Origin of the sequence: Marinobacter sp. LM1, assembly GCF_042763285.1 — a bacterium.
GTDB classification, from domain to species: Bacteria; Pseudomonadota; Gammaproteobacteria; order Pseudomonadales; family Oleiphilaceae; genus Marinobacter; species Marinobacter nauticus.
Genome location: NZ_CP114373.1, coordinates 1,749,029 through 1,774,694, shown reverse-complemented (window position 1 = coordinate 1,774,694; position 25,666 = coordinate 1,749,029). Strand labels below are relative to the sequence as shown.

The following is a 25,666-nucleotide window of genomic DNA, read 5'->3' as shown; positions in this document are numbered from 1 at the left end:
TCGGTTGAGCAACTCGGTTATCGTCAGGATACGCAACAGTCTACAATGCAGCTCACTCTCCGGCCACCAAATGCGTAGGAACCACCATGACCACCCCAGACAACCAAGGCCCCGCTACCCGCATCATCCACAATCGCCGCCACAAGGATGCCTTCGGCAGCCCCTACTCGCCGGTATACAACACCACCACCTACCGGTTTGAGAATACGGCAGCCCTACTGGATGTGATTGAAGGGCGAAGCGACGGCAACCTGTACACCCGCTGGGGCACCAACCCGAGCATTCAGGAACTGGAGCAGGGACTGGCCGGGCTGGAAAACGCAGAAGCGGGCCTTGGGTTTGCCTCCGGTATGGCGGCAATTTCGGCCACTCTTCTGGCCCATGGCCGTAACGGAATTGTGTGCGTGGGCGATCTGTATGGCGGCACCCAGGAACTGCTGAAGAATCACTGCCAGGCGCTGGGGATTCCAGTGACTTTCCTGTTCCGTGAAGAGCAGGACCAGCTTGCGAAAACGCTCACCGAACCGGGCAAGCTGGTCTATTTTGAAACCCCGGCCAACCCGAACATGGCGATCCTGGACATTCGCGCCATTGCTGAAACGGCCCACCAGAACGGTGCACTGGTGGCGGTGGACAATACCTTCGCCAGCCCCATTAACCAGAAACCGCTGGAACTGGGCGCAGATCTCGTCTTGCACAGCGCCACCAAATACCTGGGCGGCCACAGCGACCTGACCGCCGGTGCCCTGATGACCTCTGCAAGCCTGGCAAAACCCGTGGTTGCCTGGCGCAAGAACCTGGGCCAGCTGATTGCCCCGGAAACCGCTGCCCTGCTTTCCCGCAGCCTGCGCACGCTGCCATTACGAGTCCGCCAACACAACGAAAACGCCATGGCCGTTGCTCAAGCCATGGAACAACATCCGAAAATCACCAAAGTACACTACCCGGGCCTGCCTTCATTCGAAGGCCACGAACTGGCGAAACGGCAGATGACCGGCTTCGGCGGCATGCTCAGTATTGAAGTGAAGGGTGGCCAGCAGGCAGCCGAAAAAGTGGCGGATTCCCTGAACGTCTTTCTGCTCGCTACCAGCCTGGGCGGCGTAGAAAGCCTGGTAAGCCAACCAAGCGCCACCAGTCATCACGGCCTGAGCCGGGAAGAACGCCTCAAACGGGGCATTGGCGATGGCATGCTACGCCTGTCAGTGGGGCTTGAGGATGCAGCCGATCTGATACAGGACCTGAATGATTCCCTTACACAAGTGTGTTAACGCCCCTGTAGCATGAAGGTTTCGTACTCAAGTTCATCGAACTTGCGGGACAGCAGCGCCAGTCCAACCAGAGCTGAGACCAGGGTAGCCGCCGCATAGCCGTATCCGTAAAAGGCGGCTCCCAACTCAATGGTGATCAGCGTGAACACGATATTGGTACCGAGGAACAGGGCGCAAAGAATCAGGTTTATCCCCCGGGCATCGAGGTAAAACAGCACATTCTGTATCGCAAGAAGAATCAACTGCATGGCCACCGCAATCAGGAAAATGTGGAACAGTGGAAGGTACAGTGTGGAGATACCCAGGGCGGAGAGAATCTCCTCTCCCCACAGGAACAGAATGATCACCGTCATTCCCTGCACTTTGATGATCTCATAAATGCCGTTTCTGGCGACCAGAACCATGTCATCCCGAAAACGGTTGATTCGCTCCAGGGTATCGCCCTCACGGACGGCGTTATAAAACCGGTCGTATGCTTCGGAAAAATCGGTTTCCATTCGCACCAGAAAAACAGCCATACCGGGGATGATCGAAAGGTAGGCAAGAAAAATGGGAATGTCATAGATAATCGACGCTCTCAAAAGCCCGATAATCGGCTCTGAGGTTTCCGGCACGAACCAGAAGATCAGCTTGTCGGCCCATACCGCAGCATTGAAGAGCAGCCCGGTAAAGATCAGGGTGGGAAAGATCTGGGCACGCCTGGCGAAGTCAAACCGGATGAGCGTGGTGCCCGGGTACTGGCGGATGATGGTGTAAAAAAAACTGAAAAACAAAAGGCTGTGGCCCAGCAGCAATCCGAGCAAAAACCCTTCAATGCCGAAATCACGCAGCTGCACCGAGGCAACGATAGCGACCAGATACCCAAGCGCGAAAACAACAACAATACGACGATAGGACTTCATGCTGGAGAGAAAGATGGTAACCGGCCAGAGGTTACACAGCACCACAAAATTCGCCAGCATCAGGAGCCGGTATAGATAACTGGTGCCCGGCATAAACCAGATAGCAGCAACAACGCCGAGCATGAAAGACGCGGCGGTTGAGACCCAGATAACCCCCATGAGGTTGGGCAGTATCAGGTTACGCTTGGACTCGTAGAGCCTGTCTGCGACCCAACGCGTGAAAACGTGCTGAAATACCCCGGAGAGAATCAGCGAGAACGCCATCAGATAGGTGACCGACACCAGAAACTGGACCACGAATCCCTGGTTTGCCTCGAGCGCAAAACTCAGCACCCCGATGATCATAACCCCGAGTACCGACAGTACCCAGGGCCCCGAACTGATGATGCCCGCCAGACCATAGGCACCCAGGAGGTTCACAAAGCTTTCCCGCCGGAGTATTCGCCTAAGCTCAAAACCGATACCCGCCACTAGCGCTCTCCCCCACTCGCCGTCTCTAACGACGCCTCATAGAGGCGGCGGTATTGATCAAACATACTGTCCAAAGTGTAATAGCGTGATACCCGCTCCAACCCCGCGGCCTGGGCTGCCCGCCAGGCCTCACTGTCCGTCAGCAGATGAATCGCTTCCCTGGCTGTCGCTTCAGGGTCGGCGATCGGAACGACAGCGCCCGAGGCACCCAAAGCCCGATCCTCCTCACTCATTCCCTCAATGAGTTCACGGCAGGCGCCGACATCCGTGGCAAGGCACGGCAGCCCCGCGGCATTGGCCTCAAGTATGACCAACGGCAGCGCCTCGGAGATCGAGGTAAGCACCATCAAACCCAGTTGGGGCAAAATCTCGCTGACATTCTGAAAACCCAGGAATTTAACGCGGCCTTCCAATCCCAGGCTGGTCACAAGATTGCGACACTCAGCGACATAGGCGGGGTCTTCATCCTCTGGCCCGACGATCCACCCTTCAGCCTCGGGCACTTGCTCCGAGACGCTTCTCATCGCCCGGATGAAGGTTTTAATGTCCTTGATCGGGACGACGCGGCCAACCAGCCCAAGCACCTTGGGAATGGCCTCCGACCGCTGCTCCCGTGGTTCCCGGAAACGCTCAGGATCGATCCCGTTCGGGATAATGCAGGTTTTTTCCGGCGAAGCCCCGTCCTGGTGCTGGCGAGTCTGGTTACCGGAATACAGCGAGACAATGCTGTCGGCCTTCTGGTAAGCCAGCCTTCCCACCACCTCGAAGAAGCGTATCCAGAGACGCCGGATATAGCCCAACTGGTCGTTAAGTGCCGCACTCACCTGGTCCTCCGGATCGTCAATCCATTGTGCCTGGGATAGATCGATCTTTCGTTCTTTGGTGTAAATGCCATGCTCACTGATCAGGTAAGGTATACGGTATCGGTCGCTCACCATTGCACCGAGCAGACCGGCATACCCGGTTGAGATAGAGTGCACCATCTTTACCCTGGGCATGTTCTTCGCAATCTCTGCCAGCGTAAACAGCGGCGCATGCATCGTCCGGATAGTCCAGAAATAGTCAACAAAAGAGGGTTCGGTGCAATAGGCACGGAAACTGTCTTCAATGACCTGCCAGCTCTCCCGGCTGTACAAAAAATCCTTGCGGGTAATCCCCCCGGTCTCACCCAGGTCTCTGAATACCTGCGTGAGCACCTCCTCGGGCACCGCCTCATTGGCCTTGAAACTCTCGTGCAGCCGCCGCTGACTCTGGAAGGCCCGCTTGTTTCCGTCCCTCGGCCTCGGCTTTTCCCGAACCTGGGTGTCCATCAGGTAGTGGCACTCCAGATGGGTGACATTATCCGGCAGGGTGTATTGCTGCTTTCCGTAATGGCTGGGATCGCCCCCCAGAAAAACCAGGGCAAACCGGTATTCCGGAAGTCCCGAGATCATCTGGTGTACCCAGGAAGACACGCCTCCCCGTATAAACGGATAGGTGCCTTCTAACAGCAATGCGATGTCCGCGATATACGGCTGCTTTCGTTTGAACAAACTCATAACCAGGCTTCGAGAAGAGGAGTGATCGCCGGATGATTGTGACCATGGGCGCACCGGGCCAGATAGAACCTGACCCGCTGGTAGTCCCTGGCCAGAAACGCGATTTCAGCAAGATAAGGCAGGATGTGTTCCTGACGGGCGCCATTATCAATAGCCAATTCGAAGGCATCACGTGCTTCTTCGGGCCGCCCCAACGCCAGTTCCACCCGCCCCAGGAGCTGCCAGTCCGAGGGCTCGTCATAGGTGGCAACCAGTTTCACCAGGAGGTCCCGCGACTTTTCGAGGTAGTACTGCCTGAGACTGCCCTGAGCCAATCCAAGATAGGCGGTTTCCCACCAGGTTTGTGCCAGGCGGCGATTCATGCGCTCGAGCGATTTCGGGTCAGCGGCTTCCGTCACCTGGCTCTGCAGGCGCTCAGCCTCCTGCACCAGCGCCTTTTCCTTCTGCTCCAGCATGGAATACGCCAGCAGCCGGACATCATCAACGGGATCCTTGAGTGCCTCCCGAAGAATATCAACTCCCTCCCGGCCCTCCATCTGTCGGCTGGCCAACAAAGCTTTCAGGCGTTTACCCGGATCACTCGCCTCTCTCAGAACCTGGCGCAAACCACCCTCGGTATAGACAACCTGACTGCCCATATCGGTCGGCCGGAAAGGCAGCTCGGGAATGGGCACCTGCTGCCACGGGAGTTCCCGGTTCGAGCGCGGGAGATACAGCGCGAGCAGAATGCCGACAAACACGCCAAGACTGCCCACCAGAGGAATCGCAAACTGCAGCGAAAACAGAAAGACTGCAGGCCGCCAGCGCTGTTTTCGGTAACGTTGAGGCATGAGGACCAGCAGAGCAAGCGTAAACACCACGCAGGACAACGCATGGGCAACGACATAACCACCCACTGCCCGAACCGAATCCTCACCGGTAAACAGTGCAACCGCACCGCCCAATTCTGAGACCAGTCCAAACGGTAACAACCAGTAGCTAGTCAATCGCGCCACCTTCGCGAGCCAGCCACTCGGCGACCTGGGCTTCCGTCTTTACCACCAGTGACTGCTGACTGGCAAAATCCCACAGTGAACGGCCCGCATTTTCCCGGATATCCAGTTCCAGTCGGTGCAGATACCCGGCAAGCCCCAATTCATCGGTCAGTGGCATCAACAGGACCACGCTGGGGCTCTCGTTCGCTCGGTTAACGGCAATCACATCAAGCCCCCGCAGCAAGCCGGTCATCCTGTCCGCGAGGGTTGCCAGATCCTGCTCGTTCACCTGCAGCTTAAGCAGCACGGAAGGCAAGCCAAAGGCCTCTGCATCTCTAGCTGCGCGACGCGCCTGGGAACACAGGCTCTGCCACTCATGAGAACCTGCCATCGTCTGATCCCGTTGGCACAGCATATCCGCCATATGCCCGGCAAGAATCGCCATCAAACGAAGCGTCCGGTTCTGGAAACTGAAGAATGGAATGGACTCCACCACACAGAGTGCCACCAGGTCATCGGTAGAACTAATGAGAGGGATCACAACCAGCAGATCAGTATCCAGTTTTTTCAGGTGTTTGCGGAACTCTGTCTGCACCGACACCAGTGTTCTTTCCTGCATGGCATATCGAATCAGCGGATCGGACTCCGAAACCGCCTCATAGTCACCAACCGTTGCCAGCGCCTTCGGTTCAATGTTTCGGTTTCCTTCCACTGCCAGTATGGCGGCCGTCTGGAGCTGGCCGTATCGAGCCAGAACCCGCAACATCAGGGCCGCGCTTTCTTCATTCAAACCCTCGGAGCGGGTCTGGGACAGTTCGCCATACAGTCGTCTCAGCGCTTCCCGCAGGCTGCCGGAGCTCCCGGCTAACTGTTGCTCGAGACGATCATGGGACACCTTCATCAGGTAGAAGTTGCGGGTAAATTCTTCCAGGCGCTGGAGACTGTATTCGTTAACTGCGTTGGCCCGGCGCAATTGACGTTCCCAGTAGTCCCGAAACTCCCCGGCCAGCAGCCCACATGCCAGCATGCCGGCGGCCCATCCCCACGGGTAGGCCGTGGCAGCGGCCTTGTCATAGTGCCACCCGGCCACAAGCAGCACCAACAGACTCGACATCAGAGCCGGGAAAAAGCCGTAGCGCAGGCCGATCAACAAGGGCGCCAGAACCGGCCACGCAAACGTATTGCCAACGTGGAGCGGGTCGTCAGGTCGCAGCCAGAAGCCTGCCGCGAGAAACAGGCCTGAGACCAGAACGACTTCCAGCCATTTCAGCCAGCCATGCACCTCGGTGGCGGGCCCCGATTGTGCCACTGTCGTAGTTGCCCGGGTGTCCTGCATCAGTATCAGTCTTCGCCGCGAACCAAAGGCATGGCATCAATGAGATCCTGAAGCACCTCACGCCCAACCGTTCCGAGACTCTCCCGCCCCCATCCCGTGCGAGCTGCTGTTCCGGACCAGACGATAGCGTTACTGCCAGAGCGTCTGACAATCATTGTCACGCCAACCGCGGGTTCGCTGTCGAAACCCGCCTTATAACGCCATTCTTCCACCGTTCCCGTGACGATAAGATCAGCCCCGTCCCGATCCGCCATGTCCATCGCTTCAGCCTGACGAGCCTGACTCTCATACATCAGTGGGTTCTGGTCTTCGGGCAAGTACAGCTCTACCCGGCCAGCCCCCTCCGCCCGCAGAATGGCAACCGCGATACTGGCGGCCCGGTCACCAGCCTGAGGGGTCTCCGAGAGATTAACAAAAGGCACAACCGCCACTTGCTCCGCCAGGCTGACAGGCGTGTCACCCGATTCCGTGATCAGGGTAGAACAACCGCTCAGGGCGACAAACAGTAGCCCCAGCAGCAGAGGTCGAAAAAGAATCATCGGTTTTCTCCCGCAGTTTTGAAAAACAAGGTATAGGTAACACGTGCGTCCAGCGAGCTGGCTCCACTCAGACTATCCGACGCATAACCGGCAGATAGCGCGATCTCGTCATCCCCGAATAGCGACCAGCTTACACCGCCGCCAAGCCCGTACTCGACGGTATCGGTGGAAAGAACATAGCCGGTGTTCACATCCAGGAACCAGCCTGGCTGAGCCTGTTGCTCGAGCAACGAGTGAGGTGAATGCTCTTGCCACCGCATACCGACAGACACGCGCTCGTAGTGTTCGGTGAGCAATTCACCGGTCTGGAGTGGTCGTTCAAACAGCGATTGCACTGCGCCTTCCAGGCGCTCTAGTCGATTCAGATCCTGCAACACATATTCCGCCCGTACACTCCAGTCCGGATAACGGCGAGCCACGAGATGACTACCGAACACCTCGAGCCGTTGTCCCTCCGCCACACTGCTTTGTGAACCGGCATCAAATGACAGTGATGCTAATCGCGCCCCAACGGTTGTTCGGCTGTCTGGCTGGTAAAGGCCCTCAAACGAAGTGCTGTCCCTGGAAACCAGCCACCAGGCTTCTGCCGAATCGGTCGAGCGCTCTCCCGAATGATACCCCACTGCCATCTGCCACCGGCCCAGTGGTTGGAACCGGGCCTCAAACCTGGTACTCAGTTCATCGCCGTCAAGACGCCCCACGTGCCCAAGCCCAGCCGTAAACAACCAATCTGTGGCGTTATTCTGAAGTTCAATCATGGCCTCGCTGGACGGTTCGGGAGCCTTCGTGAATCTCGTGTCGTCGCTGGTATCAACGCGGGCCGCTCGCCCGGTCAGCCGATAGCGTTCCGAACTGTAGTCCCACGCGCCGAACCAATGATTCACAGCCATGTCGCTGATGCGCTCCTGCTGCCAGCCCAACTGGGCAGCACGGTTCTCGGAACCAAACACCGGTTGCGCCCTGTATCCGGAGGACAACTCATCAGGGCTTCTTTGCCGTGACGGGGTTCTTTGCTCGACGCGTCGAGGAACCTGTCGAGCGGCGAGACGTCTGAGATGAAAAGCACTCGCCTGATCGCCAAGACTCTGGGCGAGCCCCGCCTGCTCCTCAAGGGCGCGGGGCTCAACGGCATTCTCCGTTCGCCACTTCTGTAACCAGTACCTGGACCGCTTATCCTGCCCAAGTGCCGAGTATCCATACGCAAGCAACGCATACTGTCGCTGCCCGGATTGCGATGACAGTTCTGTCAGAATGGCATTCAGCTTATCGCTCTTGCGCTGAGGTTCTGCCACCAGCAGCCAGCCCCACGCGCTGAGGATGTCCTCGCTTCCAGGATTCAGACGCAGCGCCTGTCGATAGGCCTTCTCTGCGTCACCAGCCTTGCCCCGCTGCTCAAACAGTCGCCCCCGGAATGTCCAGTAAAGGCCATCCTGACGGTGGGCCGGGTCTGACCGCCACTGTGCCAGCGTACGCTCCAACGCCTCCCACTGCCCCGTATTCGCCTGTGCATCGGCAAGAATGGGAATGTAACGGGCATTCCCGGTACGTTGAAACCGGTAACGGGCGAGTTCCGCAACACGCTCATAATCCCCGAACTGCGCGGCCAGGCCGATCAGCCGATCCGCCACACCAGGTCCATGCTGCCGCCAGGAACCAGCCATCAATTGCGAATACTCAGCCCGAATCTTGTCGACATCCCCCAGCATAGTCAGAAGATCCAGCCGCATCAGCTCTGCCTCTGCAGCGAAATCCGGATTCTGGAACGATACCGACAGGGTTTCGAACGCCCGCTCTACGCGCCGGGTTCGCCAATACAGATTGGCCAGAACCAATCGATCTCCCTCACTGAGCACATCCTGCCGCTCAAACAGGGCAATGGCGTCGAGATAACGATTGTTGTTGACGTACAACTGATACAGGCGGTCCTTGAACCCGGCGACGGAGGGATGCTTTCGCTGTCCCTCCTCAAGAACCGCAACTGCCTTGTCCAGCTCCACCGCTCTGGTATAGGCATCACCAAGCACAAGGTAACCATCGGCCCCAAGCTCACCTCTTGCCCTCGCCGTCTCGAGAGTTTTCACCAGTTCAGGCCAACGAAACAGTTCCTGAGCAAGCGCTGTTGCGCGCTGCAGTGCCTCGGGGTGACCGGCAGAAAGATAAAGCGACTGCCAGCGGGCCAGGGCTTTCTCCGGCTGCCCTCGCCACTCCCACACCCTTGCGGCCCAGATTCGATCCTCAACCACGGCCGCCGGCATCCCGGCAACGCGCTCAGCCGTCATTGCCACCTGGGCCAGATCTCCCTGGCCCAACTGCAGGGCTCGCAAACGACGGAGTTCGGTGATATCGGCCGTATACTGTCGCATCAACGACTCTAGCCATTGTCGTTCGAGAACGTCTTTGCCCGCCAATCGGGCCAACTGAATGGCCTCTTGCAGTCCCTCGGCTCCGGGAGACATCAGATTCCGGGCCTGAAAGGTATCCAGCGCGCGGACGGGTTGACCTGAGGCAAGGTATAGTCGCACCAGTTCCCTGGCCGCTTTGTCCTGCTCCTCAGCGGGTAGCTGGTCGATAATCCCGGCAAGGGTTTCCGCAGCGTCTGCCGGGTTCCCGGCAGCGACCTGAGCATGTCCTAGCGACATCACTAACCACAACCGGTCTTGCCCCTCCGATGATGAGATCAACGTCGGCAGCAAACTCAATTGCTCATCCGGCGTGAGCCAACCTAGCACCGTCTCTACGCTTCTGTGTACTCGGGGATGGGCACCTGCGCCCCCAGTCAGCCGCTCAACCAGAACCAGCAGGTCAGCCTTTCGCTCAGCGCGGGTATGTTCATCAGTCGCAGCCGCCAGTTTCTGAATGGCCAATGTCAAGGCCAGCTCCACGGCTTTCGGCGACACTGTCGGCTCATGGAGCAAGGGGCTCAACGTTGCCATGGCCTGTTCGGATTCACCAACATCCGATTGCATCTGTGCAAGCCGATAGCGCAACTCTTTATTATCGGAATCAGAATTCAGCAACACGGTGAGGTAAGCCAGGGAGAGCGCATCCGGCTTCTCAAGGCTGCCGATCTGGTCAAAAAACGCCTCCCTCGGGTGTACTACGTACAGCAACGCAATGGCCAGCACGCCCATCACCGCCAACGCCTGAACCCCGAACAGATTGGGACGGGAAGAGCTTCGCCTCACTCAACTACACTCCACCACAACGTTCGACACCGCTTTACCGGACAACCTGAAAGCAACCGGGCTCAGGCGGGTGGCCGGGTGATCACTTACCACTCGACAGGATTCAGCGCCACCAAAACGGAACTCCACCGGCACATGGCCATTTGCCGAGACAGTAACGCGCGAAGTCGCCCCGGAAACCTGCTCGCGCTCCCAACGCGTCAACCTGGCGTTGGCAGACTCCAGATATACTCCCTGAGGGGCGACCTCACTCACCGCCAGCGCTGCGCCGGGGCCTGTGAGGTGAACGTAATGTCTCTGACCATGCCTGATGAAGCCGGCAACTCCGGTGCTATTTTTCATATCCGGATACAGAGAATCGGGCAGTGTTACGGTCGCTGGCGTGTACACCCCTTTCCAGCGGTATACGCCATCGTCATCCCTGGTCATAACGCTGTAATAGCGGGCCTGGACCCGCGTTGCGTATTCGCTCAGGTATAGCGGTGAATTTGGTTTGTCCAGCGCATGCTGATAGACCTCATGAAGCGCCTTGATCGACTCCGGGTAGGTGCCGGAGTAAAAGTGATAATAGATCCCGCTGGGTTTCAACCGGTATGGGGCATCCAGCAGGTCGAAGCTCTCCCGGGCGTTACGATAACCATAGAACGGGCCTGTCCAGAGATCGGTGTAGACATTTTCGTTCAGCACGGGCGCATGAACCTGTAGCTCATCCCCCACCAGACGGGCATCCGGCCAGACCGCCGCGAGGGTAGAATCATATTTCAACGGCCGTGTATTGCCACCGTTGACGTTGACCAGCCCCAACTCCCTCACCATTCGCAACGCCGTTTTACCGGGCCGGGCATCACCACTCCACAGAAAGACACGAACCGCTTTATCGTCCGGGGTCAGCTCGTTAACAAAGGCCACCGAACCCGGGATTTCCCTTTTCAGATCCGGTTCGTAACCCGGCACTTCCGTGGCATATCCGTAGGCGGCCTGCTCGGCCGTCGGCGCTTCCCCACCCTCCATCATGCGCCAGAAAAACGGGTGACTGAACGTATGAGAGGCCACCTCGACATTCGGCTCCCGGAAGATCTGCCGCGTAGTCTCCAACGCCTCCCGACTCTCTGCCGGATAGACCCCGCGCTCCGAGACTTCCGCTTCGATGACGGAAACCGTATGGGGGATGGGATAGTGGCGGATGATCTTGTCCAGGATCACCTTGATGGCTTGCGGGGTTCCAGGCAGGTTAGCCCGGGAAACCGCTCCATCGCCGTCGATGTGAGCCGTGATGATGCGTCGCCCGGCTTCCGTCGTTGCATCCACGCCAGGATGACTCTCCGGCTTCAATGCATCGGCCATAAACCGTACCGGGTCAAACAGCCAATACGCTGCATTGTCTGGCCCTGGCTCAAACAAAAACGGACTCAGCGCGACGCCCCCTTCCGGGCGAATAAATACCGGGGAGTAGGATCGCGCGTTCTTGTCCTCAATCAGAATCCACGGCTCATAGGTATCCATGGCGGGCGGCATCGCCAGAGGAACCCGCGCCGGCAGACGGCTACCTTCAAACCTGCCAACCGTCTCCTGAAGTGCAGAAACCTGCAGCATCCCCTCCGGGACCCGCATGCGCTGGCCAGAAACGAGTCGCTGACAGGCAGGAGCTGCGGGCATTAACCCCATTAAAACCAACGGCAACTGGTCTTGAACGCTATTACCCAGCCACTGACACAGCCGGCTATGAGCCGTGCCCGCTTCCCACCAGACAACCACGCCGTGATACCGGTCGAGCACGGGTTCGGATAAGGGAGGTTCCAGAGCAGAGCGGTATACCGGTACAAACCCGAGGTATTCCAGAACAACGCCCAAACGGCTGTGGGCCTGACTCTGATCCGCTTGCTGCGGCGGCAGGTCATGCAACACCAGCACTTGTCGGCGTATCGTCTCTGGCGACGTCGGGCCTAATCGATCCAGCGCCTGGTTGCTGACCACCGGCAAAAGGCCCCGATCGCGAAGACGATGGGCCGTTTTTTGAGCCAACTGTGGCGTCGCTGTGTAATCAATGGCAATAACGGGCTTTTCGGGATATCGAGCCGACCACTCGGCAATACGAGCATCCAGCCATTCCCGATGTTCCTCAGGAACCGGCCGATAGCGACCCGACTCTGGATCAAAGCCCTCGAAGTAGGACTCGAACGCCAGCGCATCCACCTGATCAAGCGCCCGGACCGGCAGATGAAAGCCGCGGTTAATAATCATGACAGCTTCAGGGTACCTATCTCGGATATCGGCAATCAGATCAGCCTGCGCTTGCGCGAAGCTCAATGCGTCTACCTTGCCGGCCTCCACCATCAGGTGACTATCGAGCGTGTCGAGAAAAACCCCTTCAAAGCCTCGCATCAACGCCGGCACAACGCGCTTATTTACGAGAAACCGCCGGACTTCGGGTTTGCGGATATCCAGAATCACGCTCCCCCAGGCCTTATTGCGACCAACGATCCAGGCCGGATCTATTTGCGGGAAAAGCGCGTGAGATTTGGCAATCTCGTCAACCGCAACGTACGCCAGGGGCGCAGTCCCTCCCCGGGAAAGCAAAGACAGCCGGGCATCTGTGGCCTGATCCGGTTGCAACACCAGCCAGTCGTAGGCAAAAAGTGGCCCTATCGGTGACTCGTGGCCATAGTAAAAGCCAACATTTCTCGGGCTCTCGGCGGATAAAACCGGCACATGGAAAAGGAGTGAAAGAACCGTCAGAACTCTGAAAAACGTCATGGAGGCAGCGCAACCAACAAGCCAAACAGGCAGCAAAGAAAGAAGGTGCCTAGGGTACCATGGGTACCATGGGCTTGACAAAGGTCATACATCAAACGGCTAAAAAATGATCACCTGCATCAACAACCTACGAATGCGACGACCTGCTGACAAGATAGTCGGCCAGCGTTCGCGTCCAGTAACCCGGGAGCAGCTTGTTGGTGAACCAAAGCCCCCTGGCCCGCCAACCCGGGATAATCATAAACCGGCGGCGATCGATACCTTTGCGGATCTGCGCCACGGCATCATTCAAAGGCAAGGTGCCGGCCATCAACTTCAGCGCTTCGGTTTGCCTGGGGCGATTCAAGCGCTCCGCCTCTACCATCGGCGTTTCCACTTCCGGAGGGCACACCACAGAGACATCAATGCCCCGCGTTGCCAGCTCGATGCGCAACACCTCAGCTAACCCCACCACTCCGTATTTGGAAGCACAATAAGCCGCGTAGCCATAACACCCCACCAATCCGGCCATGGATGCAACCAGAACCAGCTGCGAACCTGCTTTCAAATGGGGCAGGACACCGGCCACCACATTGCGCGTACCGACCAGGTTGATGTTGATCACCCGGGCATAGGCATCGTCGTCTATGGCCTCGAAATCGGCCGCAATGGCAATTCCCGCGCAGTGAATGACCAGATCTGGCGGTGAAGACTCCGCCGCGGAGGCAAAGGCCTCTCTCACTCCGCCCGGTTTGGTCACATCCATGGCGAATGTTCGAATGGATGCCGGCCCCGCTATGGCTGCCAACATCTCCACAGCGGATTCCATGGGCTGGATATCAAACAGGGTAACCTCTGCCCCTGAACGCAGATAAGACCGCGCCAGTTCAAAGCCAATTCCGCTGGCACCACCGGTGATGTATACCTTCCTCGCAGACTTCTTCTGTACATTACCACCCGCCATACCACACGCTCCGCAAATCCTTGTTATCCCGCCAGCGTACCCCCGGCCAGCATAATCCTCCATGCCTTCAATGCCGGCCAATGCCCCGTGTTTGGCTATTGACGTAGCCGGTGCCGGTGTGATGCCGCCATCGTCCTATTTCCCGGGCCACGCGTTTATGAAACACTCTGCCCCTTTTGACGGAACCACACAGATTAAGGACGCAACATGGCCGTAAAATCCGTTGCCCTGGTGGCACACGACAACAAGAAGAAGGAACTGGTGGACTGGGCGAACGAGAACCGCACCCGCCTTGCCCCGTTGCGCTTGTACGCCACCGGCACCACTGGCCGGCTACTGAGTGAAAGCCTCGGACGAACCGATCTCAACTGTCTGCTGAGCGGGCCTTTGGGGGGCGACCAACAGATCGGCGCCAAGATTGCTGAAGGTGAAATCGACCTGCTGGTATTCTTCTGGGACCCTCTCGAACCTCAGCCCCACGACCCTGACATCAAGGCCCTGCTGCGCATAGCCGCACTCTGGAACATCCCCGTTGCCTGCAACCGGGCCACCGCAGAGTTCGTGCTGACCTCTGCCTATATGACCGACGACCAGCACCAGCCACAGAAGCCGGACTTCTCGGAATACACTGGTCGCAAAGTTCAGTAACCGAAAAAAACAGCCAGACGTCCAGATCGGAACTAACATGTAGGGACACCCTTGAAAGGAGCCGAGGGGAAAGACTATGGAAGCAATACGCCGATTACTGATCGCAGTGCTTGCCTCTCTGGCATTCGTTGCGCCCCATACGACGGCCAACGGGTTGCCGGCAGAAGTCAGACTGGCAACCATTGAGGGTGTGCCCAGCGCAACAGCCGCAAGGCAAATCCTGGAAATCGCCTACCAACGTTTGGGTGTCGGTGTCTCCGTGATGGAGGTGCCCACCAAACGCGCTCTTCTGCTGGCCGACAATGGCGGCCTGGATGGCGACCTCTACCGGGTTGATGCCGTCGCATCGAATTACCCCAACCTCGTGAGGGTTGAGTTCCCTCTTCTCCAGGGCAAGCTTCTGGCCGTTGTCCGGGAGACAGAAACCCACGACCTGCCACACTCTCCCAAAAATCAACCTCTTCGGGTATCTGTACTCCGGGGGGCCATCATCGCCGAGGACAAAGCCAGAGAGCTCGGCATGGAGCCTATCCTTGCAGACGATTACGATCAGGTCCGCTCCCTTCTGGAGCTAGGGAGAGTTGACGTGGCTTTCGTCTCGGATGTTGAGGGCATATCACCGCTGACAAACGAACATTGGCATCGGCTAAAGCCGATCCGAAAGCCCGTGACGACTTTTACGTTCTACCACTACCTTAACCAGCGACATGCTGTGCTCGCTGATCAACTCGCCAAGGTGCTCGAACAACTTGAACGCGAAGGAATCAAAGCCGAAGTACTGGAGTCCCTCCGTCGACATCAACACAGCAAAAGGTGACTCAGCATCGGAAAACCGCCTTTAAGGATCCCACATTATGCCCCGATCTTGGCCGCATCCACTGTTGGACATACTGCACGTAGAAAAACCCATCATCCAGGCCCCCATGGCTGGCGTTCAGGATTACCGCCTGGCCGCCGCGGTTACCAACGCCGGCGGCCTCGGTTCTCTGCCCTGCGCCATGCTCGGCCCCGATGCACTGAAAACAGAACTTCAGGCACTGAATGAAGCCACCCAGGGTGGCCCCTATAACCTCAATTTTTTCGCCCATACACCGCCCGCCCCGAATTACTCGCAGGAGGCCGGATGGAGGCAGGCACTGGCGCCCTATTACCAAGAATTCGAGATAGATCCAGCCACCATCAGCAACGGCCCCGGCCGCATGCCTTTCAACGAAGAATCCGCAGCTATTGTTGAAGCCTCCCGCCCGGCAGTGGTGAGCTTCCATTTCGGGCTACCAGAACCGGCATTGCTGGATAGAGTCCGGCAAGCCGGGGCAAAGATATTCTCTACCGCCACGACTGTGGAGGAAGCCATCTGGCTGGAACAACACGGCGCAGACGCAATTATCGCCCAAGGGCTGGAAGCGGGCGGTCATCGAGGGATTTTTCTTACGAAGGACATGACCACACAAATGGGCACCTTCGCCCTGTTGCCTCAGATTGTGGACGCCGTGAACATTCCCGTTATCGCTGCCGGAGGCATTGCAACCGCAGAGGGTGTGCAGGCCGCGTTGAAGCTTGGCGCAGTTGCAGCACAAATTGGCACGGCGTTTATGCTATGCCCCGAGGCAACCACCCGCCCCCTGCACCGGCAGGCACTCAAAAGCCCGCAGGCCAGGCATACCGCCCTGACAAACCTGTTTTCCGGAGGCCCTGCACGGGGCATTGTTAACCGGATAATGCGAGAACTCGGGCCAATATCAGAGCTCGCACCGGCATTTCCACTGGCAACCAACGCCATCGCACCACTCAGGGCAGCGGCTGAAGCTGCGGGCTCCGGCGATTTTTCACCGTTGTGGAGTGGGCAGAATGTGAGTGGGTGCAGGGAGGTTTCAGCGGGGGAGTTGGTGAGTGTTTTAACTCCTAAACCAGCAAACTAAAAAGAACACTCATCGGAGCACTACCCGTGTGACTTTTGTATGCGACTGGACCGTAGTATGTAAACGGAGCCGATTTGCCATTACGAAGCTTATTTTCACGAACGAACAGATGCACTGACAGTCCAAGCTTCTGATGGTGAATCAGCTCTCTACCACGCTTGCTCTCTGGCGTCGTTGAATTCTGGCTTTGCCAATGAAAGGTAGTTTCGTCGACCCAATGATCGATATAGCGGTGCTGACTTGCTTTGCCCTGCTTATTAAGTGTTACTAAAAGAACATGGGCCCCTGCCTCTTTCAAAAACACATGACCACTCTGCCAGTTCCCTGGGTTAAATTCCGCACCGAAAAGAGCTGGTATGTCTTCTCGCAGCAATTCCTGTCCGCGAGCCATTTCCAGCGGCGAGATAACCTCTTTCAACCGGGCGAAGGTCCTAAACTGCTCTACTAATTCCGGGGTGAGAACAATATCCTCGTAGGCTGGATTCGCAGCTTCCAGAATATATTCACCCTCAGCGGACTTCCGAACAGTTCGGAGCAAATATTGGGTATCGCCAGCCTCATCCAATCTTTCGATCGCTAACGTGGCATCAGAGATTTTCCCTGCAGCGCCAGAGCTGATCTGTTCGAGAAGTAGGTAATCGCCATCGTGGATAGGATTCTTGCCACCGTTCATGGAATTACCTGAGGCTTTCGCAATGAAATGCTTCTCCGGGTTTAATCGCCCGTAGCCGTTACCCAGAGACCGGTATTCCACGTCTTCAATCGCATCAACTCTGCTGTTTCTGAAGTGGCCGCAGGCAATTTTAAGAGTTGGAAAGAAAGGGAGTTCTGTACCCTCCGACGACATCGCCACTACGTTATTCTGCACTTCGGTCGCCGGAACAGTCTCGGACCTAGTCAAGTATTGGGCTAGCCTGAAGTCGATGAGTTCCTGGACCATTGACTCAAAAATCCCTAATCCAAACGTATCAACAGTGACTGTTGACTCAAATCGTCCGTTTTCCAAAACAAAAAAAGCGGGCGACTTGTTCGTCCAATATTTAGCGGGATTCTCTCTCCAATAATTCTGCCATTCAGGCGCTACACCATCCAAATGACGGACAGAATCGTGAATTTCCGCAAATAATCGAGGCCGGCGAGCCATTATTTTCCACGACTCATCCGCAAGTTTGGGAAACTCGACACCACCAGTCCAGCCACCAGTTGTCTGAAATGCCTCAAGCAATATTATTTTGAATGATTTATTCAGGGAGGTTTTCTCGACCTCTACGAAAAAATCACTATGTTTAGCCAGCAACTCATTTTCAGCTTCCGAGGCGTCACCAATAGCGCTCAGCAGACCAAACCAACTCCCATACTGCTTTCGCATCTGGCTAATATTAGCCCCAAAATGATAGTACTCAGTAAGCGTTGGCCTGCGCCCCAGCGTGTCTTTGAGCGCCTGATAGTCCTTCTCTGTCCCCTTCTGATCCAGCCCTTTCAGGAACTCAATCACTTCCAGATCATAATTAACGAAGCAGCCATCGGGCAATTCCAGCCGATTTTGCTCTGCTTTTCTCGCAAAATCAGCAAGCTGACGCTGGTTCATCGACTGCCCCATAAGGGCTTGGGGCTTGTGAAGGAAGCTTTGGTGGTTCCCGACAAAATCGAGAATCACAAGCCGCTCTTTACCATTGCTCTTACGCAGACCTCGGCCGATCTGCTGAAGAAATAAAACCTTCGATTCGGTTGGCCGGAGCAACAAAACCGTATCAATCGCGGGAAGGTCCACACCTTCGTTAAACAGGTCCACGGAGAAAATAACATCGAGATCACCCGACTCCAGCAACTCGAGTGCTTCACCTCGGGACATTTCTGAATCACCATGAACGGCAACGGCTCTAATCTTGTTCTTTTGGAAATACCGAGCCATAAAATCCGCATGTGCGCGGGACACACAGAAGGCCAATGTGCGGATTTGTTTATGTTGATTCCAGACCCGCAACGCATGGCGCGCACGCCCCATAGTAGCGAGTTTATGGGCGAGTAAATCAGGATCGAACTTCCCGTTGCGCCAGGGAATTTCCTGATACTCCACGGTTTCGTCGTAAATGCCGTAGTAATGGAATGGGACAAGGAAGTCGCCCCTTACGCCATCGAATAACGGGTATTCATAAACCAGATTGTCGTCACAAAGTGACAGAATGTCAGACCGGTCCGTTCGGTCAGGTGTGGCTGTCAGCCCCAATAAAAACTGTGGCGCAAAATACTTTAGGAGCCGGTGGTATGTCGGTGCGGCTGCGTGATGAAATTCATCAACCACAATGTAATCAAAATGCTGAGGAGCAAACCGCTCAAGGTGGGACTCTTTGCCTAGCGTTTGTATGGACGCGCAGAGGATATCGACAGAATGATCCCGCTGCTTGCCCATATAAAAACCAACGCGACTATCTGGTTTTATTCGGACAAAAGTCTCGGCGGCCTGGTACAGAATTTCCTCTCGATGCGCCACAAACAGAATTCGCCGCGCACCCAACTGCTTGGCATCAAAGGCTGACAACCACGTTTTACCAAGGCCGGTAGCCAAAACAACCAGGCCTCGCTTATATCCCTCGCCCCTGGTCTCGTCCAGAGCCTTTAACGCAGCCTTTTGCACTTCATTAGGTGTTGGTGGGGCTTCCTGCTCAGTACTACCAGGCGCTACTGGCTGAGGTGGGGGAACGCGCCTTTTAGCATACTCGTCGATCCAATGATCTGTTAGCGGAACGACATTGGGATGCCGGAAAAGTTCTTCAAAACGGTTTACAGCCTCCAGATAGCCGGTTTCTGGTGGATAATCGATTTGATAGTTCCACTCCAGTCCATCCTGAAGCGCTTGCCGACTGATATTACTAGAACCAATAAACGCCCTTCCCCAATGGTGACGAGAACCACCATGCCCCGCAAAGAGGTAGGCTTTCATATGAAAACTACTTCCTTTGCTCTCGTAGACGGCAACTTGTGCACCGTGATCTTGCAGCAGGGATAGCTTGCGCAATGCTTCCGGATCAGTGATATCGAGGTAATCACTGGTTAGTATTCTCACCCGTGCTGGGGCAGGCTCCCTGTCTTTGTGAATCACATCCAGAAGATCCGGAAGCAACAAATTCAAGCCCGTCGTTTTCACAAATGCGACAGCCATATCTACTTGGCCAGCTGAACGTATCGCATGGCACAGTTTCGGCAAGAAATGATGCTGTCTGCCTCCGATAGTCAGCCTGTCATGTGCTGCTGGTGCTTTATGAGCAAGCATGTTTAGCCATTGCTCATCACGCTCGGGCCGCTGATCGAGAGTCCGCCAGAAAGTTAATTGGACATCCTTCTCGACGGCTTCAAACCATTGCGCAGCCAACTCTTCGTTTGCATCCGTAAAATGCCGCCCGCCACTTTGGCGTTCGCCTTCGCCAAGCTTAAAGCTGGCATACAACGTGCCTCCGGGTTTTAAAGCAGACCAAAGGCGAGTTAAAGCGCTCGGAACTTCACTTGCGGGAAGATGTAGCAAACTGGCACAGGCCCATATTCCGTCGTAGGCATGCAGTTCTTCAACATCCAGAAACGACCGATGCTCAACCGGAAGCCCAGTTTTCTGACGAGCAAGCGCGGTGATTGCCTGCGATGCATCAAAGGCGGTAACCCGGTATCCATGACCGTGAAAATACAAAGCATCTCGGCCAGAGCCACAACCCGCATCAAGTATGTGGCCACCGTCGGCCACATGAGGGAGGAAGACGCGATAAATGTCATCCATAGATACATCCAGAGTTGAATCCACAAACGCTTCGGCATTGGCATTGTAATAGCCCAGCGTGTCTGACATTCGGTGGTTTCCTTGCTACTATTTCGCGCCCAATTCTTTTCTACCAGGTTACCAGCGACCGACTTTTTGTCCAGCCGCCTAAGGCAGCCACTCGAGCTCCCGCAGTTTCGCCTAGTTTGCTCAGACCGCAACCTGCCCGCTGGTGGCAACGTTCTTACACTCAGTGCGGGCGACGGAGTAACAGTTTGTGTCGTATGGCGGCGCTTTACCTTTGGATTCAGATAGTTGCCAACCAAGCGGCTCCGCGCACCCCACTGGAGTCTCCATGGGCGGCTTTCACAATCGACGTATCACACTCACCCCCAAACACATAGCTCGAAAGCCTTCCCGGCAGTTCCCGATATATCTGTTCCGCATTACTCATGCCGCCACCCAGCACGACGATGTCCGGGTCCAGCACGTTGATAACGGCGGCCAGGCCTCGGGCCAGGTGCTCCAGGTATTGCTGCAGGGTTTCGGTGGCTTGCGGGTCGCTATTTCGTGCGTTTGCAACAATGGTGTGGGCGGGCAGTTGCTGTCCCGTGTGCAGTTTGTGAGTGAGTGACAACCCGGTTCCGGAAAGAAAGGTTTCGTTGCAGCCATACCGGCCACAAAAGCAGGGGCGCTGTTGCAGTTCAGCTTCCGGTGTCCAGGGTAACGGGTTATGGCCCCATTCGCCGGCTACGCCGTTGGGGCCGGTCAGCAGCTGGCCGTTCACGGTGATGCCTGCGCCACAGCCCGTGCCTAGTATGGCGGCGAATACCGTGTGGTGGTTGCGCCCTGCTCCGTCTGTGGCTTCGGAAAGCGCCAGGCAGTTAGCATCGTTGGTCAGGGTTACGGGCCGTTGCAGGAGTTCACGAAGGTGTTGCTGCATGGGCTGGCCGTTCAGCCAGGTGGAGTTGGCGTTTTTAATGCGGCCGGTTTTGCCCGAAACGCTGCCGGGTATGCCTATGCCCACGGGTATTCCGGTGGTGCCGGCGTGGGCTTCGGCCTTTTGTACCAGGGCGTGGATGGTTTGCAGGGTGGCTTGATAGTTGCCGACGCTGGTTGGTACCCGTTGGCGAAAATGCTCCTGGCTATGCCGGTCGATCAGGATGACTTCGGTTTTGGTGCCACCCAGATCAATGCCTATCAGCCAATTGCTTCCCATGCCGCACTCTTTGTTCAACGGTTTCCCAGAAAATACGGTGTTATGAGCGGAAAGGGAACCCGGTATTTTTATGCGTCTTCTTTCTGACAAAAGCTCAGGTTATTCATAAAGCTCTTAACCATTATCGAAAATCCCTGTTTGCCTTGATATTCGTCAGTGCTTATCATCCCGCACCCTTTAACGCACCAAATCAGGGCATGAACAGGCAGTATGGGACGCAGGAACGAACAACTCCGCTGGCAGCTGGCCAAAGGCCTGGTTCAGGCGCTGCACCTGGAGCGCCTGGCGAGCAAGTACAGCCGTACCACGGTGATGGCGGTGTTCAACCTGGTTAATGGCGGGTTCAGTATTGCTTTGGTGTCGTTTGTGGCGCTGGTTACGCAGGAGGCTTTCATTTTCCCCTCCCTCGGTGCCACCGCTTTTATTCTGTTCTATGTGCCCATGGCGCAACCGGCGTCTCCCAGAAATACACTTTGCGGGCACCTGATTGGCGCCCTGATGGGCTTGCTGGCTCTGTACATGTTCGGGCTGCAGGGGCAGGCGTCGGCATTCATGACCGGTGTTGATCTGCCCAGGGTGGGGGCGGCGGCGTTATCGCTGGGGCTTACCAGCTGCCTGATGGTGGTGTTTCGGGTGGCTCACCCTCCGGCCGGTGCCACCGCACTGATCGTTTCCCTGGGCCTGATGCCCAATCCGGCGCAGTTGCCCGTGCTTATGGCGGGAGTGGCGTTGCTGTTGGCCCATGCCTTTGTGATGAACCGGCTGGCAGGTATTCCCTATCCGCTCTGGTCGGCCAGCACGGGTTCCGCTCCCATTCGGCAGCAGGCCCCAGCGGCCGATTGAGACTTACTTCTTCACCCATTTGCCGTTGATCAACACAAACTGGCCTGCGGGCGTTTTTTCAATGGCTTTCTGACCGGCCACGGTCTCAACCTGTGTCACCGGAATGTCGTGTTTTTCAGCAATGCGGGTGTATTCATCCCGGCGGGCCTGGTTAATGGCTTTCACCACAGCCTGGGCATCGCCTTCTGCACGCACCACGTCCAGGTAGCCGGTTGGCGTTTCCCCCACCAGGCCCTGCTGTTTAGCCGTGTCCAGTTTCTGTTTCGCTTCTTCCAGCCCCATGGCCAGCGCCGGTATTGCTATGGCGAGCGCCAACACAAAGGCGCCCAGTTGTATCAATCGTTTCATATTCAACCCCTTGGTCAGCCGTTGGCATTGTCCGGTGTTACTCAGAACAGCCCCTGTTCGCTGAACAGCTCGTCTACTTCTTTGTCCACCTTCACGTAGATCTCGTGCTGAATCTTTACGTTCAGGTTGACGGTAATCGGTTCTTTTGGTGCCGCCATCTGCACAGTGGGTGTGCACGCAAATAGCGCCAGCGGCAACATTAAAACCAGCAATGTTCTGGCCGCCAATGGCCGGCACCAACGCCATAGATTTGTCATGGCACTGCCTCCTGCCCGGATTGTTGTACCCGCTCCCGAACCCTTTCGGTCACGGCTTCGTTCACTCTGCCACTCAGCTGAAGGCTGGTTAACAGGGCGGGGATATCCTCTTCAAGATTGATGTTGAGCACAACCGGCTGCCCGCCACGAAGATCCGGATTCTCACCTTCCAGCCTCAGACCGAGCGCCAATTTTCCCTCTTCATCGTAGTCTATCGTGCTCTCCAGCACCGAATAGTGAAAGTTTTGCAAAGCTTGCACCACCAGATCCATGGCATCGCTGCTGCCCAACATGGCCTGCAGTCGCTCGGCCGGCATGATGAGTTTGCCACCGGGCGATACCGCCCTTAGTGCGCCCTCGTCTACTCGCACACCAGCGTCGGTCACCGCTACCGGAATGCGGCCTGTCAAGGTGCCAGTGCCTGAGAAGCCCTCTGCCGGATACGCCTGCAGCAGTCGCTCCAGCGAAAGATCGTAGACATCAATGGGAACCTGCCAGGGACGATTCGAGAGATCGACAGTGCGCGGCGCTACGCGAAGCCGGCCACCCAGAAACTCGGCTGTCGCCTGCTGAACGGCAAGCTGCCCCCTGAGCGGCGCAGCCAGGTTCGCTTCGTAATCCGCCAGGAGCTGAATCGGCCCAATGCCGATTCCGGAATCGACTTCGCCTATCCGGATGTCTCGCAGGGCGGCGGTTAATGTGTCCGCTTCCAGGGCAAACAACAGGCGCCCACTCAGGTTGGTGAGCGCCGTACGGTCCATTACCCCGGAAACATCAGAGAGGTCTAGCCGGGCATCCACCGCCAGCGGTTCATTTGGCTCCACCCAGAGATTTGCCTGAAGTGTTAGTTCACCGCTGTCCAGGGAAAGCAATTCCGGCCAGTTCAAGAGGGTGGCCGCAAGCGCCTCTCCTGCGTTCTGCGCAGCCATGGTCGTGCGGATGTCGGCAGTGAAGTCGCTCGCCGACCGGTTACGCAAGACGAGATTGGCTATCAGGCCGGAGCTGGCATTCAGTTTTCCCGCCAGCTCCAGATCTGCCAGCGTTCCGCTCACCTCTCCCTCAAACCACCGGCGTTGGGGCTTCAGGCTCGGGTGGCGGACTTCCGCTACGTCGATGCGCACATTTCCGGAGATGCGGGTGCGTTCCGGCATAGCACCCGGGGCGCCGAGATCAACGGTTACCTCGGTATCCGCGAGATCCAGCTGAACATCAATTAACTCTGCGGGGGTGCTTCCGGATTGCCGGGCAATGCGGGCTATTGTCAGCCGGGACCCCGGGCGGAAGGTAACGCCGACCTGCTTGTTACTTGCTTCAACGGAATTGACGATATCTGCGTGAATGCCCGTCGCTTTCCAGCCGGCGATTTCATAGTCAGGCAGCGCCAGGTCCATCCGACCTTGCTGGAGCGAGAACGTCCATGGCGTGGCATTTGCCTGAGAGAGTGTCAGGGCACCAGCCACCACAGCAACCAAACAGAACCAGAGGGCCCGAAAGAAGCTGGCTGGGGATCTTGGCGGTGGCAGTATCATCCAGTCGTTCCGATAAATTGGATTACTCCATGCAGGTATAGAGAGCCGGATTTAGGATACTACGGAGGCAGGGCTGATCATATTTCGTGTTAGACTCCACTCCGAATTTTTCTGTATCCGGAATACGATGACTTCTGAACAAGCCACCACCAAGGCCCTGTCCCGTCGCTTCTGCGTCGCTCCCATGATGGACTGGACCACCCCGCACTTTCGTTACCTGGCCCGCATCCTCAGCAAGCGGGCGCTGCTTTATACAGAAATGGTCACCACAGGTGCGCTCATCCATGGCGATACCGAGCGCTTTCTGCGCCACGATGTTTCAGAGTATCCGCTGGCGCTTCAGCTCGGCGGCAGCGACGCTAACGAGTTGGCCCATTGCGCGCGGCTGGCGCAACAGTTCGGGTTCAGCGAGGTTAACCTGAACGTGGGTTGCCCCAGCGACCGGGTGCAGAACAACATGATCGGCGCCTGTCTGATGGGCCATCCAGACAAGGTAGCAGAGGGCGTGGCCGCAATGATTGAGGCCACCGACCTTCCGGTTACGGTAAAGCACCGCATTGGTATCAACGGCCGGGAATCCTGGGACGAGCTGTGCGAGTTTATTGAAACCGTGGCCGCAGCCGGCTGCAAGACATTCATTGTGCATGCCCGTATTGCCGTTCTTGAAGGCTTGAGCCCGAAGGAAAACCGGGACATTCCGCCGCTCAAATACGACTGGGTGTATCGCCTGAAACAGGCCTATCCGCACCTGGAGATTATCATCAATGGCGGCATCAAAACCTTCGAGGACTGCCATGAGCATCTGGCCCACACCGATGGCGTGATGCTGGGGCGAGAGGCCTACCACAATCCCTGGTTGCTGGCCGAGGTAGACACTGAACTATTTGGCGAGCCACCGGCCGTTACCAGCCGCCATGTGGCCCTCCGGGCCATGTTCCCGTTCATTCAGCAGGAACTGGACCGGGGCGTGTACCTCACCCACATTACCCGCCATATCATGGGCCTGTTCCTGGGGCAGCCGGGGGGACGGCAGTTCCGCCGTCATCTGAGTGAGAATGCCAACAAACCCGGCTCGGGGCTGGAAGTGGTCGAACAGGCGCTGGCGAAAGTCAGAGAACCGGAACCCAGTTTGGAAACCTGATCGCCACCATACCTTTTGTTGTCTTGTTACTGTCGTAAGCTGCCGTTATTGTAGGAGTTAAAAGGGCACTGTGGATGAGTGCCCGAATAACACCGAACCATCGGGAT

Annotated in this window: 19 protein-coding genes; 6 read left to right on the top strand and 13 right to left on the bottom strand. The window is 56.9% G+C overall.

Features of this window, described 5'->3' with window-relative positions; all coding sequences use genetic code 11:
• Positions 1-86: 86 nt before the first annotated feature.
• Positions 87-1,268: a PLP-dependent aspartate aminotransferase family protein gene (locus OZ656_RS08285; protein ID WP_278350934.1), complete on the top strand. Its 1,182-nt coding sequence runs from the start codon at positions 87-89 to the stop codon at positions 1,266-1,268.
• On the opposite strand, the gene pelG is transcribed toward OZ656_RS08285, so the two are convergent.
• From pelG to OZ656_RS08245, 8 genes are all read right to left on the bottom strand, one after another.
• On the bottom strand, positions 1,265-2,641 hold the full coding sequence (gene pelG, locus OZ656_RS08280; protein ID WP_023009912.1) for an exopolysaccharide Pel transporter PelG: 1,377 nt from the start codon (positions 2,639-2,641) through the stop codon (positions 1,265-1,267). The two genes, OZ656_RS08285 and pelG, sit on opposite strands and share 4 nt — an antisense overlap.
• On the bottom strand, positions 2,641-4,179 hold the full coding sequence (pelF, locus tag OZ656_RS08275; RefSeq protein ID WP_278350935.1) for a GT4 family glycosyltransferase PelF: 1,539 nt from the start codon (positions 4,177-4,179) through the stop codon (positions 2,641-2,643). The genes pelG and pelF overlap by 1 nt, the downstream gene beginning before the upstream one ends.
• Positions 4,176-5,174 carry a lipopolysaccharide assembly protein LapB gene (locus OZ656_RS08270; RefSeq protein WP_157680625.1) on the bottom strand — a complete coding sequence of 333 codons (999 nt, stop codon included), beginning with the start codon at positions 5,172-5,174 and terminating at the stop codon, positions 4,176-4,178. Before OZ656_RS08270 ends, pelF begins: the two co-directional genes overlap by 4 nt.
• Positions 5,158-6,489: a PelD GGDEF domain-containing protein gene (locus tag OZ656_RS08265; RefSeq protein ID WP_113879007.1), complete on the bottom strand. Its 1,332-nt coding sequence runs from the start codon at positions 6,487-6,489 to the stop codon at positions 5,158-5,160. The genes OZ656_RS08270 and OZ656_RS08265 overlap by 17 nt, the downstream gene beginning before the upstream one ends.
• Positions 6,490-6,494: 5 nt before the next feature.
• Positions 6,495-7,028: a hypothetical protein gene (locus OZ656_RS08260; protein WP_023009908.1), complete on the bottom strand. Its 534-nt coding sequence runs from the start codon at positions 7,026-7,028 to the stop codon at positions 6,495-6,497.
• On the bottom strand, positions 7,025-10,213 hold the full coding sequence (locus OZ656_RS08255) for a tetratricopeptide repeat protein (RefSeq protein WP_278350936.1): 3,189 nt from the start codon (positions 10,211-10,213) through the stop codon (positions 7,025-7,027). The genes OZ656_RS08260 and OZ656_RS08255 overlap by 4 nt, the downstream gene beginning before the upstream one ends.
• Positions 10,214-12,967, bottom strand: coding sequence for a bifunctional glycoside hydrolase 114/ polysaccharide deacetylase family protein (locus OZ656_RS08250; RefSeq protein WP_278350937.1), 2,754 nt, complete (start codon positions 12,965-12,967; stop codon positions 10,214-10,216).
• A gap of 127 nt (positions 12,968-13,094) precedes the next feature.
• Entirely contained in the window at positions 13,095-13,910 is an 816-nt protein-coding gene (locus OZ656_RS08245) for an SDR family oxidoreductase (RefSeq protein ID WP_278350938.1), read from the bottom strand.
• Positions 13,911-14,117: 207 nt separating this feature from the next.
• Between OZ656_RS08245 and OZ656_RS08240 the strand changes: the two genes are divergently transcribed.
• The 3 genes from OZ656_RS08240 (at position 14,118) to OZ656_RS08230 (ending at position 16,477) form a co-directional block, all read left to right on the top strand.
• On the top strand, positions 14,118-14,558 hold the full coding sequence (locus tag OZ656_RS08240) for a methylglyoxal synthase (protein ID WP_014421098.1): 441 nt from the start codon (positions 14,118-14,120) through the stop codon (positions 14,556-14,558).
• A gap of 76 nt (positions 14,559-14,634) precedes the next feature.
• On the top strand, positions 14,635-15,375 hold the full coding sequence (locus OZ656_RS08235; protein WP_278350940.1) for a hypothetical protein: 741 nt from the start codon (positions 14,635-14,637) through the stop codon (positions 15,373-15,375).
• Positions 15,376-15,412: 37 nt separating this feature from the next.
• The gene (locus OZ656_RS08230; RefSeq protein ID WP_278350941.1) at positions 15,413-16,477 is read left to right on the top strand and encodes a nitronate monooxygenase family protein; all 1,065 of its coding nucleotides are present in this window, start codon (positions 15,413-15,415) and stop codon (positions 16,475-16,477) included.
• On the opposite strand, the gene OZ656_RS08225 is transcribed toward OZ656_RS08230, so the two are convergent.
• Positions 16,461-20,312, bottom strand: a complete 3,852-nt coding sequence (locus tag OZ656_RS08225; protein ID WP_286895351.1) for a DUF3427 domain-containing protein — start codon at positions 20,310-20,312, stop codon at positions 16,461-16,463. The two genes, OZ656_RS08230 and OZ656_RS08225, sit on opposite strands and share 17 nt — an antisense overlap.
• Positions 20,313-20,529: 217 nt before the next feature.
• On the bottom strand, positions 20,530-21,441 hold the full coding sequence (locus OZ656_RS08220) for an ROK family protein (protein WP_286895349.1): 912 nt from the start codon (positions 21,439-21,441) through the stop codon (positions 20,530-20,532).
• 210 nt (positions 21,442-21,651) lie between these two features.
• Between OZ656_RS08220 and OZ656_RS08215 the strand changes: the two genes are divergently transcribed.
• On the top strand, positions 21,652-22,284 hold the full coding sequence (locus tag OZ656_RS08215; protein ID WP_278351338.1) for an HPP family protein: 633 nt from the start codon (positions 21,652-21,654) through the stop codon (positions 22,282-22,284).
• A gap of 3 nt (positions 22,285-22,287) precedes the next feature.
• On the opposite strand, the gene OZ656_RS08210 is transcribed toward OZ656_RS08215, so the two are convergent.
• From OZ656_RS08210 to OZ656_RS08200, 3 genes are read right to left on the bottom strand one after another with little or no spacing between them, the layout of a single operon-like run.
• The gene (locus OZ656_RS08210; protein ID WP_114433335.1) at positions 22,288-22,632 is read right to left on the bottom strand and encodes a YdbL family protein; all 345 of its coding nucleotides are present in this window, start codon (positions 22,630-22,632) and stop codon (positions 22,288-22,290) included.
• A gap of 41 nt (positions 22,633-22,673) precedes the next feature.
• Positions 22,674-22,889, bottom strand: coding sequence for a YnbE family lipoprotein (locus OZ656_RS08205; protein ID WP_022992281.1), 216 nt, complete (start codon positions 22,887-22,889; stop codon positions 22,674-22,676).
• Positions 22,886-24,418 (bottom strand): YdbH domain-containing protein, encoded by a 1,533-nt coding sequence (locus OZ656_RS08200; protein WP_303292449.1) that lies wholly within the window; start codon positions 24,416-24,418, stop codon positions 22,886-22,888. Before OZ656_RS08200 ends, OZ656_RS08205 begins: the two co-directional genes overlap by 4 nt.
• A gap of 127 nt (positions 24,419-24,545) precedes the next feature.
• Between OZ656_RS08200 and dusA the strand changes: the two genes are divergently transcribed.
• Positions 24,546-25,559 carry a tRNA dihydrouridine(20/20a) synthase DusA gene (gene dusA / locus OZ656_RS08195; protein ID WP_278351336.1) on the top strand — a complete coding sequence of 338 codons (1,014 nt, stop codon included), beginning with the start codon at positions 24,546-24,548 and terminating at the stop codon, positions 25,557-25,559.
• The last annotated feature ends 107 nt before the right edge of the window (positions 25,560-25,666 follow it).